Annotated in this window: 20 protein-coding genes; 11 read left to right on the forward strand and 9 right to left on the reverse strand. The window is 32.8% G+C overall.

The genetic code is table 11. The features are described 5' to 3' along the window. Positions 1-32: 32 nt before the first annotated feature. From ACRHNM_RS02085 to ACRHNM_RS02120, 8 genes are all read left to right on the forward strand, one after another. Positions 33-542, forward strand: a complete 510-nt coding sequence (locus ACRHNM_RS02085) for a hypothetical protein (protein ID WP_431133158.1) — start codon at positions 33-35, stop codon at positions 540-542. Positions 543-599: 57 nt separating this feature from the next. Beyond that, complete coding sequence (locus ACRHNM_RS02090) at positions 600-2063, forward strand: lipopolysaccharide biosynthesis protein (protein WP_431133160.1); 1464 nt, start codon at positions 600-602, stop codon at positions 2061-2063. 35 nt (positions 2064-2098) lie between these two features. Continuing rightward, positions 2099-2533, forward strand: coding sequence for a dUTP diphosphatase (dut, locus tag ACRHNM_RS02095; protein WP_431133162.1), 435 nt, complete (start codon positions 2099-2101; stop codon positions 2531-2533). A 34-nt stretch (positions 2534-2567) separates the two neighbouring features. Next, positions 2568-2882, forward strand: coding sequence for a GIY-YIG nuclease family protein (locus ACRHNM_RS02100; protein WP_431133164.1), 315 nt, complete (start codon positions 2568-2570; stop codon positions 2880-2882). Positions 2883-2919: 37 nt separating this feature from the next. Then, positions 2920-3939, forward strand: coding sequence for a sugar phosphate nucleotidyltransferase (locus ACRHNM_RS02105; protein ID WP_431133166.1), 1020 nt, complete (start codon positions 2920-2922; stop codon positions 3937-3939). 100 nt (positions 3940-4039) lie between these two features. Further along, positions 4040-5401 carry a tetratricopeptide repeat protein gene (locus ACRHNM_RS02110; protein WP_431133168.1) on the forward strand — a complete coding sequence of 454 codons (1362 nt, stop codon included), beginning with the start codon at positions 4040-4042 and terminating at the stop codon, positions 5399-5401. Between the two features lie 4 nt (positions 5402-5405). After that, complete coding sequence (locus ACRHNM_RS02115) at positions 5406-6188, forward strand: DUF4292 domain-containing protein (protein WP_431133170.1); 783 nt, start codon at positions 5406-5408, stop codon at positions 6186-6188. Continuing rightward, positions 6178-7404, forward strand: coding sequence for a murein hydrolase activator EnvC family protein (locus ACRHNM_RS02120; RefSeq protein WP_431133172.1), 1227 nt, complete (start codon positions 6178-6180; stop codon positions 7402-7404). Before ACRHNM_RS02115 ends, ACRHNM_RS02120 begins: the two co-directional genes overlap by 11 nt. A 96-nt stretch (positions 7405-7500) precedes the next feature. Here ACRHNM_RS02120 and ACRHNM_RS02125 read toward each other — a convergent pair whose 3' ends face one another. Together ACRHNM_RS02125 and ACRHNM_RS02130 are read right to left on the reverse strand one after the other, a co-directional pair. Then, positions 7501-8013, reverse strand: coding sequence for an acyl-CoA thioesterase (locus ACRHNM_RS02125; RefSeq protein ID WP_431133174.1), 513 nt, complete (start codon positions 8011-8013; stop codon positions 7501-7503). Between the two features lie 225 nt (positions 8014-8238). Next, positions 8239-9180, reverse strand: coding sequence for an SPOR domain-containing protein (locus ACRHNM_RS02130; protein WP_431133176.1), 942 nt, complete (start codon positions 9178-9180; stop codon positions 8239-8241). Between the two features lie 101 nt (positions 9181-9281). Between ACRHNM_RS02130 and dprA the strand changes: the two genes are divergently transcribed. Next, positions 9282-10385: a DNA-processing protein DprA gene (dprA, locus tag ACRHNM_RS02135; protein ID WP_431134007.1), complete on the forward strand. Its 1104-nt coding sequence runs from the start codon at positions 9282-9284 to the stop codon at positions 10383-10385. Here the strand turns inward: dprA and ACRHNM_RS02140 are convergent. Both ACRHNM_RS02140 and trpS read right to left on the reverse strand, forming a co-directional pair. Next, positions 10368-10547: a hypothetical protein gene (locus ACRHNM_RS02140; RefSeq protein WP_431133177.1), complete on the reverse strand. Its 180-nt coding sequence runs from the start codon at positions 10545-10547 to the stop codon at positions 10368-10370. The genes dprA and ACRHNM_RS02140 overlap by 18 nt on opposite strands. Position 10548: 1 nt before the next feature. After that, positions 10549-11517, reverse strand: a complete 969-nt coding sequence (trpS, locus tag ACRHNM_RS02145; RefSeq protein WP_431133179.1) for a tryptophan--tRNA ligase — start codon at positions 11515-11517, stop codon at positions 10549-10551. Between the two features lie 146 nt (positions 11518-11663). Between trpS and ACRHNM_RS02150 the strand changes: the two genes are divergently transcribed. Continuing rightward, the gene (locus ACRHNM_RS02150; protein ID WP_431133181.1) at positions 11664-12425 is read left to right on the forward strand and encodes a lysophospholipid acyltransferase family protein; all 762 of its coding nucleotides are present in this window, start codon (positions 11664-11666) and stop codon (positions 12423-12425) included. 52 nt (positions 12426-12477) lie between these two features. Here the strand turns inward: ACRHNM_RS02150 and ACRHNM_RS02155 are convergent, their stop codons facing one another. From ACRHNM_RS02155 to recA, 4 genes are all read right to left on the reverse strand, one after another. Beyond that, entirely contained in the window at positions 12478-14079 is a 1602-nt protein-coding gene (locus tag ACRHNM_RS02155; protein WP_431133183.1) for a hypothetical protein, read from the reverse strand. Continuing rightward, positions 14079-14621, reverse strand: coding sequence for an RNA polymerase sigma factor (locus ACRHNM_RS02160; RefSeq protein WP_431133185.1), 543 nt, complete (start codon positions 14619-14621; stop codon positions 14079-14081). The genes ACRHNM_RS02155 and ACRHNM_RS02160 overlap by 1 nt, the downstream gene beginning before the upstream one ends. A 34-nt stretch (positions 14622-14655) precedes the next feature. After that, complete coding sequence (locus tag ACRHNM_RS02165; RefSeq protein ID WP_431133187.1) at positions 14656-15069, reverse strand: hypothetical protein; 414 nt, start codon at positions 15067-15069, stop codon at positions 14656-14658. A gap of 117 nt (positions 15070-15186) precedes the next feature. Continuing rightward, positions 15187-16191: a recombinase RecA gene (gene recA / locus ACRHNM_RS02170; RefSeq protein WP_431133189.1), complete on the reverse strand. Its 1005-nt coding sequence runs from the start codon at positions 16189-16191 to the stop codon at positions 15187-15189. 448 nt (positions 16192-16639) lie between these two features. Here recA and ACRHNM_RS02175 point away from each other — a divergent pair, with 448 nt between their 5' ends. After that, complete coding sequence (locus tag ACRHNM_RS02175; protein WP_431133191.1) at positions 16640-17704, forward strand: rhodanese-related sulfurtransferase; 1065 nt, start codon at positions 16640-16642, stop codon at positions 17702-17704. A 35-nt stretch (positions 17705-17739) separates the two neighbouring features. On the opposite strand, the gene ACRHNM_RS02180 is transcribed toward ACRHNM_RS02175, so the two are convergent. After that, the gene (locus tag ACRHNM_RS02180; RefSeq protein ID WP_431133194.1) at positions 17740-19155 is read right to left on the reverse strand and encodes a peptidoglycan DD-metalloendopeptidase family protein; all 1416 of its coding nucleotides are present in this window, start codon (positions 19153-19155) and stop codon (positions 17740-17742) included. Positions 19156-19319 lie beyond the last annotated feature (164 nt).

The following is a 19319-nucleotide window of genomic DNA, read 5'->3' on the forward strand; positions in this document are numbered from 1 at the left end:
AATTGTATATTTAGAATCATAATAAACGGTATATGAAATCGCTAAAACAAATATCTTTTTTAATGGTCATGATCATACTCATGGTCAGTTTTTCACAATGTTCTACAGCTCAAAAGTTACAAAAGAAACCACCAGTAAAGATAGGAGAAACATATGCTCAAAAATGGGTTGCAGGAATTCAAGAAGGAGGCTCAGGTATCAACGTTTTTATTCCGGTTAAAGACACTGCGGTGACTTTAGATAGTATTTATTTTAGAAATCAAAAAGTAAATCTTGAATTTAATAATGGTGATCAGGCGTTCTATATTGGGCGATTTAAAATAGATTTTAATCAGAAACAAGACATCATCTTAAGTTCTGATATGAAAGAAGAAGCTAAAAATGTACTCCCAAAACTTAAAGAAGAGATGCCATTTGAACTTAAGGATGATGAATGTATTATCACATATCGAAAAGGAAGTCAAACGTTGTATTTTAAAATATCAAATATTAAAATCAAGCAACCACTTCACTATCCTAGCGCTCCACCAAAAGGGCAATAACTTATCTTTGGTTAGCGTTTGCTAAAAACGTATTTTTAGCAGAACAAAATTTAATCTTTGAGCTCGTTAAAATCTCTTTTTAAACAAACATTTGTTTATGGTTTAGCCACTGTGCTTCCTAGAATGTTAAGCTTTTTGTTGGTAAGACTTCATACCGATGAAAGTGTACTAGATTCTGTTGCAGATTATGGAAGTGTCTCATTGATTTATGCATACTTCGTTTTATTCAATGTGATATTAGCATATGGAATGGAGACTGCTTTTTTTAGATTTTTCAATAATGAAGACAATAAAGATAAAGTCGTTGGAACCTCAACAATTATATTAATTATATCTTCATTATTATTTTTTGTACTTGCTTTTTTATGCAATAACCAGATAGCTTATTTAACCGATTTAAAAGTAGAATATATTAATTTAGTCATTTGGATTTTACTATTTGATGCCTTAGTTATTATTCCTTTTGCTTGGTTAAGAGCAAAAGAAAAACCCATGCGTTATGCCATTTTAAAAATTTTAAATGTCGCCGTAAATCTTGGGTTAAACATATTTCTGTTACTTTATTTGAAGGGGTTAGCCTCTACAAGTTCCTTTTTTGAAATCTTTTATAAGCCTGATTTCGAAATCAATTATATTTTTATTGCAAACCTTATAGCTAGTGCTGTGACGCTGGCATTACTGGTGCCATTCTATATGAAAATTAAATATGTTTTCAGTATTTCTTTACTTAAAAAGATGCTTAAATATGCCTTTCCAGTTCTAATTGCTGGAGTAGCTTTTTCAATTAATGAAACTTTTGATCGTGTGCTTTTAGATAAATTATTGCCAGAAAACATAGCAAAAACACAAGTAGGAATGTACTCTGCATGTTACAAGCTGGCCTTATTTATGACCTTGTTTGCGACAGCTTACAGATTAGGTATAGAACCCTATTTTTTCAGCCATTCTAAGTCAGAGAACCCTCAACATAATTATGCTAAAATTTTAGAGTTCTTTGTGATATGTGGCTCTGTAATTCTATTAACTGTTGTCGTTTTTGCAGATGTATTAAAAATTATTTTTATAGGAGATGAAGCTTATTGGCAAGCGATGTGGATTGTTCCTGTTTTATTGCTAGCATACTTTTGTTTAGGAATTTATCATAACCTTTCAGTGTGGTACAAAATCACTGACAGAACAAAGTTTGGTGCATATATTTCAGTTTTTGGAGCACTAATTACACTTGCTTTAAATTATATATTGATTCCGTTTATAGGCTTTAAAGGTTCTGCAATTGCAACATTATCTGCTTATGCAAGCATGATGTTACTTTCCTATTTCTTTGGAAAAAAATACTACCCGATACCTTACAATGTTAAAAAAATAGGACTTTATATGGGTCTATCAATTGTCATGTCAATACTTTCATTCTATTATTTTAGAGGTCATTATGTTATTGGAATATCTATGTTAATTGTATTTTTGGGTATTGTATTCATTTTAGAAAAGAATCAATTAAAACAATTAATAAAAAGAAATTAATCTGTGATTCAGAGCACAGCTAAGAATCTTAAAACATGCAAATAAAAATAATTAACAAATCAAATCATGACTTACCGCATTACGAAACAATAGCTTCAGCAGGTATGGATTTAAGAGCAAGTCTTTCAGAACCAAGAACATTAAAACCATTAGAGCGAAGTATTGTAGGTACAGGACTTTTTATCGAATTGCCAGTTGGTATTGAAGCTCAAGTGAGACCAAGAAGTGGCTTAGCCGCAAAAAAAGGAATCACAGTGCTTAATGCTCCTGGAACAATCGATGCAGATTACAGAGGTGAAATAGGAGTAATATTAATCAATTTATCTAATGAAGATTTTGTGATTAATAATGGTGAACGGATAGCCCAATTAGTGATTGCTAAACACGAACGCGCAGAATGGCAACAGGTTGAAGTCTTGTCTGATACTGATCGTGGTTCAGGAGGTTTTGGTAGTACAGGTGTAAAATAATTCCTGCAAAAGCAGGAATCTCTTAATCGATTAAATGAAATTCTGGTATGTCTATATCGTAACAAATAAACCTCATGGAGTTTTATATATTGGAGTAACAGATAATATTAAGGAAAGAGTAAAAGAACATAAACTGAAGGTTTATACTAAATCGTTTACTGCAAAATACAATTGTGATAAATTGGTTTATTTTGAAGAGTTTAAATGTGGTTCGGAAGCTAAAAAACGTGAAAGACAATTCAAAAAGTGGAAAAGAGACTGGAAGATTGAATTAATTGAAGAAATGAATCCAAGTTGGTCAGATTTAAGTGTCAATTTGAATTTGAATTATAATAAAATTAGAAATTAAGTTTAATTAAACAGATACCTGCTTTCGCAGGCATGATATGAAAATAATAGTACCAATGGCTGGTCGAGGCTCGCGTCTTAGACCACATAGTTTAACCGTTCCTAAACCATTAATACCAGTAGCTGGACAACCTATAGTTCACAGACTTGTTAAAGACATAGCAAAAGTTTTAAAGCAACCTATTGAAGAAATAGCGTTTGTTTTAGGAGATCCAGCTTGGTTTGGTGATGATGTTGTAGAGAGTTTAAAAAGTTTAGCAACAGGTTTAGGCGCAAAACCTTCTATTTACCGTCAAGATCAACCTTTAGGAACAGGTCATGCCATTATGTGTGCCAAGCCTTCATTATCTGGTCCTGCAGTAATAGCCTATGCTGATACCTTAATTCGTGCAGAATTTGATTTAGATTCAGAAGCAGATAGTGTGATTTGGACAAAACGTGTTGCAAATCCAGAAGCTTATGGTGTTGTAAAACTCAATGACAAAGAAGAAATAGTAGAATTGGTAGAAAAGCCTGAACGTTTTGTAAGCGATCAAGCCGTTATCGGAATTTACTATTTTAAAGACGTCGCTGTTTTAAAAGGAAAACTTCAGGAAATCCTTGATGAAAATATCATGAATGGAGGTGAATACCAAATTAATGATGGCATTAAACGCATGATGGCTGAAGGCAGAATTTTTAAAACAGGAACTGTTGACGAATGGATGGATTGTGGAAACAAAAGTGTCACGCTTGAAACCAATGCTAAAATGCTTGGATTCTTAGCTTCAGATGGAGACGAAAAATTAATAGCAGATTCGGTAATAAACAATAATTCAACAATCATTGAACCTTGTTGTATTGGAGAAAATGTAGTCTTGAACAATGCAACTGTAGGTCCAAACGTTAGTATAGGTAATCATTGTACAATTGATAATTCAACCGTTAAAAATAGCTTAATTCAAACACATACAACCATTAAAAATGCTAACTTAGACAATGCTATGATAGGAAATCACGTTAACTATGATGGGAATTTTTCAAGTGTAAGTATTGGTGATTATTCGGTTTTGGAATAAAAAAAGTTTGTCATTCTGAAACATATTCAGAATCTCATGATATTTGGAACAAAATTTGAAATAGTGGTCATTCAGAGCTAGCCAAGAATCTCAAACAAATATGAATAAACACATTTATATACTTTTTTTGCTATTCGGAGTCTTTATGATTTCGCAGAATACATATGCGCAAGTCGATTTTAATAAGCGACCAGATGATGATTTGGGAAATTATGAAGATGCTTACCAAGAATATTTTTTTGAAGCCTTAAAGCAAAAAGGAATTGAAAACTATCAACGCTCTGTTGATGCATTATTAAAATGTATTAAAATTAATGATTCAGATCCTACGTTATTTTTTGAGTTAGGGAAGAACTATAAAGCGCTTAAAAACTTTGGTGCAGCTGAAGACGCACTCAAAGAAGCCCTTTCTAAATCACCAGAAAATGAATGGTTTCTTGACGAGCTTTATGATGTCTATATGCAGCAAAATGATATAGATAAGGCTTTAAAAACCGTCAAACAACTGGTAAAATTTCATCCAGACTATAAACAAGATTTAGCTAGCTTATACATTGAAGCTAAAAAATATAAGAATGCACTCGATATTCTAGATGAACTTGATAAAGAATTTGGGTATAACGAAGACCGAGACTATTTAAGAAATCAAATTTATGATTTGACAGGTAATGATGATGACCGAATTGAAAACCTTGAAGAACGTATTAAAAGCAATCCAGAAGATGAAGCGAATTACCTTAGGTTAATTTACAGGTATAGTGAAACAGGAGATACTGAAAAAGCATTTGATACTGCCAAAGATCTACTAAAATTGAATCCTGAATCACGACTGGTTCATTTAGCATTATATAAATTTTATTTAGACGACAATAATACAAAAAGTGCGATTCATTCTATGAAAACCGTACTTACGAGTCCAGATATAAAACCAGAAGCTAAAGCTAAAGTATTAAATGATTTCGTGAATTTTGTGTCTAAAAATCCAGAATACGAACCTCAACTTGTTGAGATTACAGCGTTAATTGATGATGAAAAAAGTGCTAAAACCTTAAATGAGTTGGCACAATACCACTTAAAAGTCAATGATAAAGAAAAAGCCTTAGGCTATTTTGAGAAAATTTTAGAGGAAGACCCAAACAATTTCAACACGATTAAAGAGGTGCTTATGCTGCGTTTAGATTTACATAGAGATGCTGAAGCTGAAAAACTAAGTGCCAAAACATTAGAATTATATCCTGCACAACCCGTATTGTATTTGATGAATGGGATGGCAAATATTAAATTGAATCAACCTAAAAAAGCCATTGAAAGTTTAGAAATGGGAGTCGATTTTATAGTTGATGATTCTAAAATGTTATTTGATTTTTATACCCAACTAAGTATTGCTTACGAGCAAAATAATAATATTACCAAATCTCAAGCGTTTGCTAAAAAGGCAGAAGCATTGTCTAAACAGCAATAATACTATGAAAACCTATAAACTTAGTATAATCATTCTTTTAATTGGTCTTGCAACATCCTGTAAGTCTGCAAGAACAGTTGCTGCTACTGGAGAAATTAGCGATAACATTTCGGCAAAGCAATTGATAAAAGAAAATGCCAAACAAGATGCTAAGTTTAAAACACTGCAAGCCAGAGTTAAAATCGATTATACACAAGATTTACAAGAACAAGGTTACACCGTTAATCTAAGAATAGAAAAAGATAAAACCATTTGGATTAATGCGACTTTAGGCTTGGCAAGAGCTATGATAACTCCTGATAAAGTGAGGTTTTACGATAGAATAAACAATCAGTATTTTGAAGGCGACTATACTTTATTAAGCAATTTATTAGGTGTTGAACTTAATTTTAAAAAGGTACAAAGTTTGTTATTGGGAGAATCGCTTTTCAATTTAAAAGACGGAAAGTATATCGCTTCAACAAACGACACGTCCTACATCTTACAACCTAAGGAACAAACGGCTTTGTTAGAATTATTTTTGTTACTTAACCCTTCCCATTTTAAAATGGATTCACAACAATTGCTTCAACCTTTAAAAAAGCGCTTTCTTCAAGTAGATTATTTGGCTTACCAGGATATCGATAAAGAAATTTTACCAAAAGATATTAAAATTATGGCTATTGAAAATAATGAAGAAATCATTATTGCTATGGAATATAAATCAGTATCTCTCAACGAAGAAGTACGTTTTCCGTTTAAAATACCTTCAGGGTTTAAAGAAATAATATTAGCCGATGCACAATAAACTAACCTACATCATCGTATTGTTATGCTTTCTTTTAAGTATTCCTATAGCCAATTCACAAAGTAATAAGCAAAAGGAACTTGAAGCTAAACGTCAAAAGTATCAAAACGAGCTCAAACAAATTAATGCGCTTTTGTTTTCAGATAAGAAAAAAGAGAAGTCTCTGGTATCTTTAGTTGAAGATTTGAATTACAAAGTAAATGTTAGACGAAACCTAATCAAAATAACGAACGATCAGGCTAATCTTTTAACACGTGAAATTAATGCCAATCAAAATGAGATTAGTAGTTTAAGAGAACAACTTAAAGAGCTAAAAGACAATTATGCTGAAATGATTGTCAAGTCTTATAAAAGTAAATCAGAACAAAGCAGAGTGATGTTTTTATTGTCTTCAGACAATTTTAAACAAGCATACAAACGTTTGCAGTATATCAAACAATATAGAAATTATCAGGAAGAACAAGGAGAGCTCATAAAGGCTAAGACCCTGAAATTACAGGAGCTAAACACCGATTTATTGCGTCAAAAAAAGGATAAGGATAAATTAGTTTTAGAAAACAGGGAAGTTAAAAAACAGCTAGAGATTGAACTTAAGGAACAAGAAGCATTAATGGTTTCTATTCGGAAAAACTTAAGTACTTATGCTTCCCAAGCCAAGAAAAAACAACAAGAAATAGACAGGATAGATCGTGAAATAGAGCGCTTAATTCGTGAAGCTATTGCTGCTTCTAATAAGAAAGCTGGTAAAACTTCGTCGCCAACCAGTAAATTTGTATTAACTCCTGAAGCAAAAGCCTTAGCTAGAAATTTTGAATCGAATAAAGGTCAATTGCCTTGGCCAGTTGAAAAAGGCGTCGTAAAAGTGAAGTATGGAACACAGCCTTCTCCAATTGATAGAACGGTTACCATAAATAGTCAGGGCGTTAAAATAGCCACCGAAAAAGGAACTAAAGTAAGATCCGTTTTTGATGGTGAAGTATCACAGATTTTAGTGATACCAAATGCTAATCCTGTGGTAATGATACGACATGGTAATTACATAACAGTTTATAAAAACATGTCTAAGATTTACGTCAAAAAAGGCGATAAAGTTAACACAAAACAAGAAATAGGAGAGGTGTTTACTAATCAATCTAATGGTGAAACCATGCTTGGTTTTGGTGTTTATAAAGATTCTAAAACGCAAAATCCAGCGAGCTGGATTTATAAGATGTAATATAAAACACGTTATTCAGAACGGTTTTAAGAATCTTATTACAATAAGATTTCTTAACATTAATGCTTCAACTGTTGAAATGTTAAGTTAATCACATCACTTTAAGAACAAGGCCTTCAATTCTGTGGCTTCACTAGGTTTCATTTTTCCAGCAAGCACTAAACTTAATTGTTTACGACGTAAAGCACCTTCAAAACGCTCTTTTTCCAAAGAGGTTTCAGCAATTAGTTGTGGCACTTTAACCGGACGACCAGTTTCATCAACAGCAACAAAAGTATATATAGCTTCATTGGCTTTGATACTCTCTCCAGATTCTCGGTCTTCAATCCATACATCCAGATAAACTTCCATAGAACTGCTAAATGCACGAGATACTTTAGCCTCAACAGTTACGACACTTCCTAAAGGAATAGACATGTTAAAAGCAACATGGTTTACTGAAGCTGTGACAACAATACGTCTGCTATGTCGTCTTGCAGCAATACTGGCAGCACGATCCATTCGAGCTAATAGTTCACCTCCAAATAGATTATTTATAGGATTGGTTTCACTAGGTAAGACCAAATCGGTCATTATGGTTTTAGATTGAAATGCGGTTTTTGGTTCCATGACATTTTATTTAAAAAATTGTATTCCAGAAACATTAGGGAATACATGCTCGTTTAGAAAGTGCAAAGGTAAGCTGAATTTAAATCTAAGCTAAATGTTTTATGATTTTAGTTGTGTGAAATGAAGAGTCATTAATGATAGTTGTCATTTCCACAAAGTGAAGCATAAACGACAAGAAAGCTTATAATTATGAGATTCTTCGCTTTACTCTGAATGACAAAGGATTTAATCTAAAGTTTTGACCAACAACCAGGCATCTCTATTATGCTCGCGTTTAATTTGACGAAGCGCTTGTATAGCTTCTAGCCTATCAGAAAAGCTAGCATACACAACTTCATGAAGTCCATATTTGTTAGCTCCAATTTTTCTGGCTTTATAACCTAAAGCTCTTAATTGATTCACTTTTTTGTCTGAATTAGCTTCTACTCTAAATGCTCCTGCAACAATATGATAATGACCTGTTTGTTGTTTCTCTACAGAAAGTGTCGCAGCAGGTAATGGATTATCTATGATAAATGTCGCTTCCTGAACTTTCGTTTCTAACCTTTGATTAGCTTCTTCTTGTGCTAATTGGTTGTGTGTGTCAATTTGCTTCATGTGATAATTTGAAGCAGCAAAACCTCCAACAGCTAAGGCTATAACTGCAATTGCAGCATATTTTAAATAAGGACGAGATTTGCGTTTCTCAGGTGTCACAGCTATTGGAATGACGTTTTCAATAGCTTCAGTGTTTTCTTTATAAACTTCTCGGGTAATGTCTGAAGATGTAAATTGTGATAAGCCAAAAGCATCTGTTAAGTAATTGATATGAAGCGAAGGCTCAAAATTAATTTTTCCTTCTTTATTTAATAACAATTCACCAATGTTTTCAAATGCAATTGTTTCGCCTTCAACTAAATATGATTTAATAGATTTTACATGTTTAGCGATTTTTTCAACAGCCACTTCATAAGGAATCTTCTTAACATCAGCAATGTAATTCGCTAATAATCCATCATTATTTTGCAATTGCTCATTAAAAGACAACACTTTTTTAGGAGGATAAAAAGCATGAGTTGTGTCGTGAATTTTTGCCGAAACACGATGCGTTAAAAATGCACCTAACTCAGGCACAGTAACGCAATCGTATCTGTATAATAAATCGCTGATATAAGTCTCTAGTTGCATAGAAACAAAGTTAAAAATTTTTGCTCCTGAATAAAACATCCAATGAAGTATTTATTAACAAGGAAAAATTTAGTATTTTCATAGAAAATAATCTACAAAAAATGACAGATGATGATCTCATTTATATTCTGGCTTTGCAACACGTTCCAAAAATAGGAGATGTGACAGCTAAAAAGTTAATTCATTACTGTGGTTCTGCAGAAGCCGTATTCAAAGAAAAACGACAGCATCTCCTTAAAATAGAAGGTATTGGTACGACTACAATTAAAGAACTATTTCATTCTGAGCATTTAAAAGCTGCTGAACAAGAATTGCAATTTATTAAAGACAATACGATTTCTTGTTTGTATTTTACAGATGATGAATATCCTGAAAAACTCAAACATTGTATAGATGCTCCAATACTTTTGTTTCAAACAGGAAACGTGAACCTAAAACAACAACGTATTATAAGTATTGTTGGCACTCGAAAAATCACAACTTATGGCATTGCATTTTGTAAACAATTAATTGAACAATTAGCTGCTTTTAATCCGGTTATTGTGTCTGGTTTTGCTTACGGAACTGATATCTCTGCGCAAAAAGCAGCTATGAAACACCAACTTCAAACGATTGGTTGTCTCGCTCATGGATTGAATCAGATGTATCCAAAAACACATAAAAAATATATTGCTGAGGTTGAAACGCATGGTGGGTTTTTAACGGATTTCTGGAGTTCAGATTCTTTTGACAGAAACAATTTTTTAAAACGTAACCGAATTATTGCAGGAATAAGCGAAGCAACAATCGTTATTGAATCTGCTGAAAAAGGAGGAAGCTTAGTCACTGCAGATATTGCCAATTCTTATAACAGAGATGTGTTTGCCGTTCCTGGCCGAGTAACTGATAGTCAGAGTTTAGGGTGTAATAATTTAATCAAATTTCAACAAGCACACGTGCTATCAAATCCTTTAGATGTTCCTTATATATTAAACTGGGAATTAGAATTGAAACAGCAGCCAGTAATTCAGAAACAACTGTTTGTAGAACTAACTTCCGAAGAGCAAACCATATACAACTATCTGAAAAACAAAGACAAACAGCTTCTTGATGTGATTGCTTTAGAGTGTCATATGCCAATTTTTAGAGTTGCTAGTCTCTTATTAACTATGGAATTAAAAGGTATTATACGACCGCTTCCAGGAAAATTATTTGAGCTGATTTAATTTGTTACGTTCTACAAAAAAGTGAATCAAGGTGAGTACGATAAGTATTGCAGAAATAAAAATGAACCAATCAAATCCTTCAGTTTCAGAAGTAAGTCTTGAAGCAATTAATAATGCCATCGAAGCGGTATTTAAAACTGTAAACCAGATTAACTTTTTCATTTTAATAGCCCGTTTTCTCTCTTACACGTTTCAGGACATCATTGGCAACTAATTTTGCTTTTTCAGTTCCAATAGCTAAAGCAGCATCAATTTCACCGAGATGATTCATATAATGATTATAACGCTTACGTTGCGTTGAAAATTTAGTCAAGATCAATTCATACAAGGCTTGTTTAGCGTGACCATAACCATAACCACCATTTTGGTAATTAGTTTTCATAGTATCAATCTCAGCGTCTGAAGCTAATAATTTATAAATCGCAAAACAGTTACAGGTTTTCCAGTCTTTAGGCTCTTCTAAAGGCGTACTATCGGTTTCGATAGCCATGATTTGCTTTCGTAATTTTTTTTCAGGAAGAAAAATATTAATAAAGTTATTTCGACTTTTACTCATTTTTTCACCATCAGTACCAGGAATAAGCATCGTATGTTCTTGAACCTTGCCTTCTGGTAAGACAAAAGTTTCGCCCATTTTAGCATGAAAACGTGTTGCGACATCACGTGTCATCTCTATGTGTTGTAACTGGTCTTTTCCTACTGGAATGATTTCAGCATCATACAATAAAATATCTGCAGCCATAAGCATAGGATACATAAATAAACCAGCATTTACATCATCTAGACGATCTGCTTTATCTTTAAAACCATGAGCAAGTTTTAATCGTTGATATGGGAAAAAACAATCTAAATACCAGGCTAATTCAGTGACTTGAGGAATATCACTTTGTCTGTAAAAAACAGTTTTATTAACATCAAGTCCAAAGGCTAACCAAGTTGCAGCAACCGAATAGGTGTTGTGTCTTAATTCTTCTGCATCTTTAATTTGTGTAAGCGTGTGTAAATTAGCGATAAACAAAAACGACTCATTTTTTGTGTCGTTAGCCATTTTAATTGCAGGTAAGATAGCTCCTAGTATGTTTCCTAAATGAGGTGTCCCTGTACTTTGTATTCCTGTAAGTATTCTTGCCATAATATTACCAGCAAAAGCTAGTATCTTTTTATTAAACGTATTACAATGATGATATAGTTATTAAATTCTAACAGCTAACTTATATCGTCAGCAAAGGTACTTTTTTTAGTAGAATTGTTGAATTAATTTGACTAGTTTTGAGCCACATGAAGCTATTTAAGTACATCTTCTGGATTTTGTATCGTATATGGTTCTACATTTTGGTAGCTCTTCCAATTATTGTTTTATTGCCAGTACTTGTAATATCTATTCTAAAAGAATCATGGTATCCTTTCTTTTTTAAGCTGGCTCGGTTTTGGGCACACTTTATTTTGATTGGGATGGGTTTTAATGTTAAAATTGAAAGAGAGCAAATTCCAGATGCTTCTAAAAGCTATATGTTTATTGCAAATCATACATCTATGGCAGATATTATGCTCATGCTCGTTACAGTGAAAAACCCGTTTGTATTTGTAGGTAAAAAGGAGTTGGCTAAAATTCCATTATTTGGGTTTTTCTATAAACGCACCAGTATTTTGGTAGATAGAAATAGCCCGAAAAGCAGACAGGCTGTTTTTTTAAGAGCACAACGACGTTTAAAACAAGGGATGAGCATTTGCATTTTTCCTGAAGGAGGTGTGCCTGATGAAACAATTATTTTAGACGAATTCAAAGATGGTGCTTTCAGAATGGCTATTAATCATCACATTCCTATTGTGCCTATTACTTTTGCCGATAATAAAAAAAGATTTTCTTATACATTTTTTAGTGGAAGTCCTGGTCTTATGAGAGCTAAAATTCATGAGTTTGTTTCTACCGAAGGATTGACCGTTGAAGATACAAAAAAGGTAAATGAGGCATCCAGAACGTTGATATTAAATCAGCTTTTGATATTTAAAAGCAAAAAAGCTACCCTTGGCACAGAGTAGCTTTTGAGTGGTTATTGTGATTTAACAATAACAGTCTAACCAACTAAAAAACTTAAAACTTAAAACTAAGTCCAGTATAAACACCTATAAAAAAGGGTTTAAAATCACCAGATGTATTATTGAATGTGTTAATTTGGTACTTGAATGTAGGTTCAATATTAAATTGAAACTGTTTTGAGAAATTATAGTCTATACCAATCCCGAAATTGGCTGTATAACTTAAATCTTTAATATTACTTGCTTCTCCCAAACGTGTACGATTACCATCATTTAAAACAGCATATACATCGTTTTCGCTTAAAAACAAAGTACTAAAACCACCAATAAGGTTTAATCCTATTTTGCGCTCTATAACATTATATTCTATTTCAATAGGCACTTCAATAAAACCAAGTTGCTGGTCTAATGATCCAAGTTCTTTTGTAAATAAGGTAGCTGGAGCATTATCAAATTTAAAATTTCTCGCACTGTAAATAGAATGTTGACTCATGCTATCTGTTAAGTTCACATTAGCAATTTGACGTCTTCCTCTGGCTACAGGATTTGTGTTTTCAAAAATTAGAACATCATTTGTTTTGTACCCTAATTGAACTTTGTTGATACCTGCTCTAATTTTAAACTTTTTGTTCACAGCATAACTTCCGTTAATACCATAACTCATGTTAATTTCAGATTCCTTAGTGTTTTCTACAAATTGATTATCTAAAGGAGAGCCTTGTCCCAGTGAACTGAAATAAATAGGAGCTACACTTGGCGAAACACTCCATCTGTTTAATTTTTCTTCATCTTCTTCTTTTTCTTCAGTGTTATCAGTTTCAGCAATGGCATTTTCAATAGCATTGACTTCAGCCTCTTTATCTTCTTTATTTGGAGGGTTATCAAAAGAACTATCATTTGTTTCAGCGTTTTCTTTTTCTGAACCTCCTTTGTTTTTGATGTTGACATCAGCAACAGTAGTAGTTGTTTCTGAAGTATTTGATTTTAAAAATTTATCTATTTCTGATTTATTTTTAATTGCGTTTTGTGTCTCCTTATCGGTTTTAGAGTTTGTTTTGTTTGTCTCAGCAACGGCATCTTTTGTTAAACGATTCTGTATCGGATTACGCTTTTCTTCCTGTATATTTTTATAATTGGTGCTGTTTTCAGAAGCGCCATTTTGAGTTTTATCTTTAGGGTTTGTTCTGTTGGAATTATCTGAAGCTATTACAGGATTTGATTTGGCATCTGTAGTAACAGCATTACTTTTATTTAGTGATGACTTTTCTTCTTCAACTGAAGATTTAGAGTTAGTGTCAACTATATCATCAGGAATTTCATTTCCTAATTCATCTCTTTTTGAATCATTTTGCTGTAACGTATTATGGTTATTTTGCGAATTAGAATTGTTATTGTTTTTAGAGTCATTAACAATACTATCTTTTGAAGGATCCTCTTTGTCAGAAGAACTAAAAAAAGGATGAGCTACTGTAAATAAAAGCACTAAACCAGCAGCGATTCCTGCAACTCTCCACCATATAGGAATAATTCGTCGTTTTTTACGTTGATCCTCATGGAGTTTTTCTTGTATGTTTTCCCAGATATGATCTTGCGGAGTAACTTCAAAGTTTTTGAGTTGCTCTTTAAAGAGTTTATCTATGTTCTTTTTTTCGTTCATTATAAACTTTGCGAATTAGTATTCACTTTGTATTGTTCTATTTTATCCTTTAAAATCATCCTACCTCTTGCAAGGTTTGATTTTGATGTGCCTACCGAAATGTCTAACATTTTTGCAATTTCTTTATGAGAGAAATCGTCTAAGGCATATAAATTAAAGACTAATCTGTAACGATCAGGTAGCTCTTGAATGATTTTTAATAAAAAATCTAAACTAACAGTCTCTTCGTCAATTTCAACAGAAACATCTTCAATTTGATCTTCGTTAACGATATCATATACGCCAGCACTTCTGTAGCGTTGCAAGGCTGTGTTTATTGTTATTCTTTTTATCCATCCTTCAAAAGAGCCTTTATTTTTGAATTGATCTATTTTTTTAAATATTGTGATATATGCGTTTTGCAAATTATCTTCGGCTTCAGCATAGTTACGCGAATACTTCAAGCAAATCGAAAACAGTTTACTCGCGTAGAGTTTATATATTTGACTTTGAGCCTGAGCATCATTCTTTTTGCATTGTTCTATGAGTTGTTCTAAACTCAAGTGTATTGTTGGGATTTAATTTATACGAATTTAATTACTCTATTACTGGAACTTCAACAACATAATAAGTATCAGTACCATTATCATCCTCACCTTGCCAAAATCTAAATACGTATGGTCCAAAACTATTTACTTGAAAATTAATAGAAACTTCTTCTATTTCATTTTCATAAGTTTCACAATCTTGGTCTGGAAAAACAGTATTGATAATAGCAATCGTTCTCAGGTTGTCTTCACTTACATAATAAAAATCATTAAATAGATGACATCCTGAAGGTTTTAAATAAGTCATTGATATTTCATAAATTTGACCAAACTCGAAAACGTCAGGTAAACTAGCACTTTCAACAGGTAAGGTCTCATAGAAAAAGTTCAATGAATCGTCTTTTTCTGGACTACACGACCAAAGAGAACACATAATAACACCTAGTAAAAGAAATTTCTTCATATAATAAATATTTAAGCAATACATGCCTTAATTAATATATAGATGCAACATTCATTTAAAGGTTGCGTCAAAAAGCAAAAAATCCCTAATAAGGGATTTTTTGTTTAGTTATTTTTATTAAGCATCACCTTTAATAAGTGCTCTTACTTTATCTTCGAGCTCATCCATTAGTTCTGGATTGTCTTTTATTAATGCTTTAACAGCATCTCTGCCTTGTCCGAGTTTGGTCTCTCCATAGCTAAACCAAGAACCACTCTTTTTAATGATTTCGTGTTCAACCGCCAGATCCAATATTTCTCCAACTTTTGAAATTCCCTCACCATACATAATATCAAATTCACACATTTTAAACGGTGGAGCTACTTTGTTCTTTACAACTTTAACTCTCGTTTTATTTCCTGCAACATTACCATCAGTTTCTTTAATTTGAGTCGATCGTCTAATATCTAATCTTACAGACGCATAAAACTTTAAAGCATTTCCTCCAGTTGTCGTTTCTGGATTTCCGAACATCACACCAATTTTTTCTCTTAATTGGTTAATGAAAATTACAGTGCAATTGGTCTTACTAATTGAACCGGTTAATTTTCTTAAAGCCTGAGACATTAATCGTGCATGAAGACCCATTTTTGAGTCTCCCATTTCGCCTTCAATCTCACTTTTAGGTGTAAGCGCAGCAACCGAATCTATGACTACAATATCAATTGCTCCTGAACGAATCAAATTATCTGCAATTTCAAGTGCTTGTTCACCATTGTCTGGTTGAGAAATGATAAGATTATCAATATCAACATTTAATTTTTCAGCATATGTTCTGTCAAAAGCATGTTCTGCATCAATAAAAGCTGCTATTCCACCTGCTTTTTGAGCTTCAGCAATAGCATGAAGTGTTAACGTTGTTTTTCCCGAAGATTCAGGTCCATATATTTCAATCACTCTACCTCTAGGATATCCTCCAACACCTAATGCAATATCTAATCCTAAAGAACCGGAAGAGATGGCGTCAACATCAACGACTGCCTGGTCGCTCATTTTCATTACTGTCCCTTTTCCGTAGGCTTTATCAAGCTTATCTAAGGTTAATTTTAAGGCTTTTAATTTTGCGTCTTTTTCACTGCTCATTACAATCTGTTTTTAATTGATAGGTCTGCTAAATTACAATAACTTTTAATTTTTTTCAATCTTCTGACGCAACCTTTTTAAACATTTTGCATCTACCAAATGAGATTGGGAAATCTTGCTATGAAAAAGGTCAGTACATGACTTATCCAGTTAAAATTAATTCTTACAGTTAGGATGAGATTTTTTAGAAAAATTATTTTTAACAATACATCAGGTGTTTCAGTGGCTGTATATACAAACAGTAACTGTAAAGCCGATGGAGGATAGCTCGTTAGGTGTTTTTAAGACAAATTAAAAATATTAATAAACGAGTTAGTCCTCAAAAAAGCCCTTTAAATCATTTAAAGGGCTTTTTTTATTGCAAGGATTTGATTTTTTGTTAAAAATCATACCTTTGCAGTTCAATACCAGAATGGTAATAATCTTTAACCTTAAAAATTAGTATAGCATGCAACTGTACAATAACTTAAGTGCTAAAGAAAGAGCAGAACTTATAGAGAAAGCGGGAAAAGACCGCTTAACTATCTCTTTCTACAAGTACGCCAAGATTGGCAATACCGAAATTTTCAGAAACCATATGTTTTTAGCTTGGAACGATTTAGATGTTCTGGGTAGAATATACATTGCTAAAGAAGGCATTAATGCCCAGCTTTCTGTTCCTGCTGAAAACTTTCAACCTTTTAAAAGTCATCTAGATACCATTTCTTTTTTAGAACATGTGAGATTAAACATTGCTATAGAGCATGATAATTTTGCGTTCTTAAAATTGAAAGTTAAAGTACGTCATAAGATTGTTGCCGATGGTTTAAATGATGATACTTTTGATGTGACCAATAAAGGAGTTCATGTCAATGCAGAAACCTTTAATTATTTAATTGAAGATCCAAACACGGTTTTAGTTGATATGCGTAATCATTATGAAAGTGAGATTGGACATTTTAAAAATGCAGTAACTCCAGATGTTGATACCTTTAGAGAGTCGTTAGATTTAATTGAAGAAGATCTTAGAGAACATAAAGAAGATAAAAACCTGGTAATGTATTGTACAGGAGGAATTCGCTGTGAAAAAGCAAGTGCTTACTACAAACATAAAGGTTTTAAAAATGTATTTCAGCTGGAAGGAGGTATTATCAATTACGTGAGACAAGTTGAAGCTAATGACTTAGAGAATAAATTTATAGGTAAAAACTTCGTGTTTGATGAACGTCGTTCTGAACGAATTTCTAATGATGTTATTGCCAAGTGTCATCAATGTGGCAAACCTGCAGATTTACATACAAACTGTGCCAATGAAGCATGTCATTTATTGTTTATCCAATGTGACGATTGTAAAGAACAAATGGAAAATTGTTGTTCTTCAAACTGTATGGAAATAAACAGATTGCCTTATGAAGAGCAAAAAGCATTACGAAAAGGACAAGGTAATAGTAACGATATTTTCAAAAAAGGCAGAGCAGATCATTTGCCTTATAAAAAAGACTTAAGAAATATTTTTGAGGTTTTAAAAAAATAATAAAGGCTCCAAATTGGAGCCTTTTGTATGACTTTTTATTCTTTTATTAATTTGATTGTTTTCTTTTCGTTTGTTTCACTTTCAAGCATTAAAAAATACATTCCGTTAGAAAAATCTGATAGATCTATTTTGTTAATTCCGTTAGAAGCATCCTCGATAATTAACACAGATTTTCCTAAAATATCTACAATATGAGTTTTAATAATTTTCTTCGCTGAAGAAATCTGAATCACATCGTTAAACGGATTAGGATAAACGGAAGTTTGACTAAAATCATCATCTTTAATACTCAGAGCATCAGTAACATTGAATGTATGTGTCACAGTTTCTCCTTCAAAAGTGACGCGCCAGGACCATTCACCTACCATATCAAAAAAGCCAGAATAAGGACCATATAAATAATACCAGCTAGATGCTGTTGTTTGTACAGTTTCATTCCAAATTCCAAATAAGGAGGAATTATCAGGTCTTAGAATTTCAAAACTAACAGTTTCTCCAGAGGTCTGGTCTCTTAGAAAGCTACTAAAATAAATCGCATCATCAGTTTCAAAATCATTACTCAAATTAGGAGTTTCTGCTGTTGGACATGGAGGAAACACAACAGGAGCAGCATTATGAGTTAATGCAGCATTAATACCAGGATACGTGTAAGGTCTTTGGGATTGCCACCAGGAATCTGTAGTTGTTGAATTACAAGTCCCAGAATAAGGGTCAATTATTGTAGTAAACGTAGCATCAGTTAAAACTTCAAAATGTAAATGAGGACCTGTTGAAATACCAGAGCTGCCTACAATGCCTAAATATTCACCTGCAACAACCATGTCACCAACATTTTTTGATGTAGTAGAACCATTTTTCATGTGTCCATATGCAGCAACACTTCCGTCACTATGTTGTACAATAACGATATTCCAAGGTGTTGTTGTGCCAAAGTTACAGCTTCGGTCAAAAGCGCCATCCTGTTTAACGATGATTTGTCCTGGAGCAGCTGCTATAATTTCTACACCATCGTCGTCCATCATTTTCCATCCAAAAGGCCACGTATACATATCAGTGCCTTGGTGATTATATCCAGCGTTTGTATCATAAGTCTTTGTCCCACAGTTATAATCTGTTAATTGGTTTGGAAATGCCGAATTATGATCAACATATGCACCAATACCATAGATTTCATTAAAGGTGACATTACTAGCTTTTTGTAAAGGCCAAATAAAAAGAGGATGATTTCCTCTTCGTTGTTCTGAAAATAACAATTTATTTTCTTGTCGTAATGTTTCGATACTAGTTTGGATATCTTGAATCATATCAGCTCTTTGTTCTGGAGTCACGCACGCTTTTTTGTTTGGATTAAAAACGAGTCCTTCGCTAACAGTTGGTTCACCTGGAGTTTGAGCAGCTCCCAAGCATGTGATAAGAATCACAAAAAGGAATAGTGTAATTTTAGATGTCATATTCAATAGTTTTAAGTTTATAGGCTATCATCGAATTGGAATAAGATTGTGAGCATTATAAATAAATTGTTTTTTTATTTACTTAACCTGTTTGTAAACACCATGCTATATGACATATAAAAAAAGCAAATGTGTTAATCTTATTCATAGATTATACTCAATAA

Source organism: Psychroserpens mesophilus (genome assembly GCF_050617655.1).
In the GTDB taxonomy this organism is placed as follows: domain Bacteria; phylum Bacteroidota; class Bacteroidia; order Flavobacteriales; family Flavobacteriaceae; genus Psychroserpens; species Psychroserpens mesophilus_A.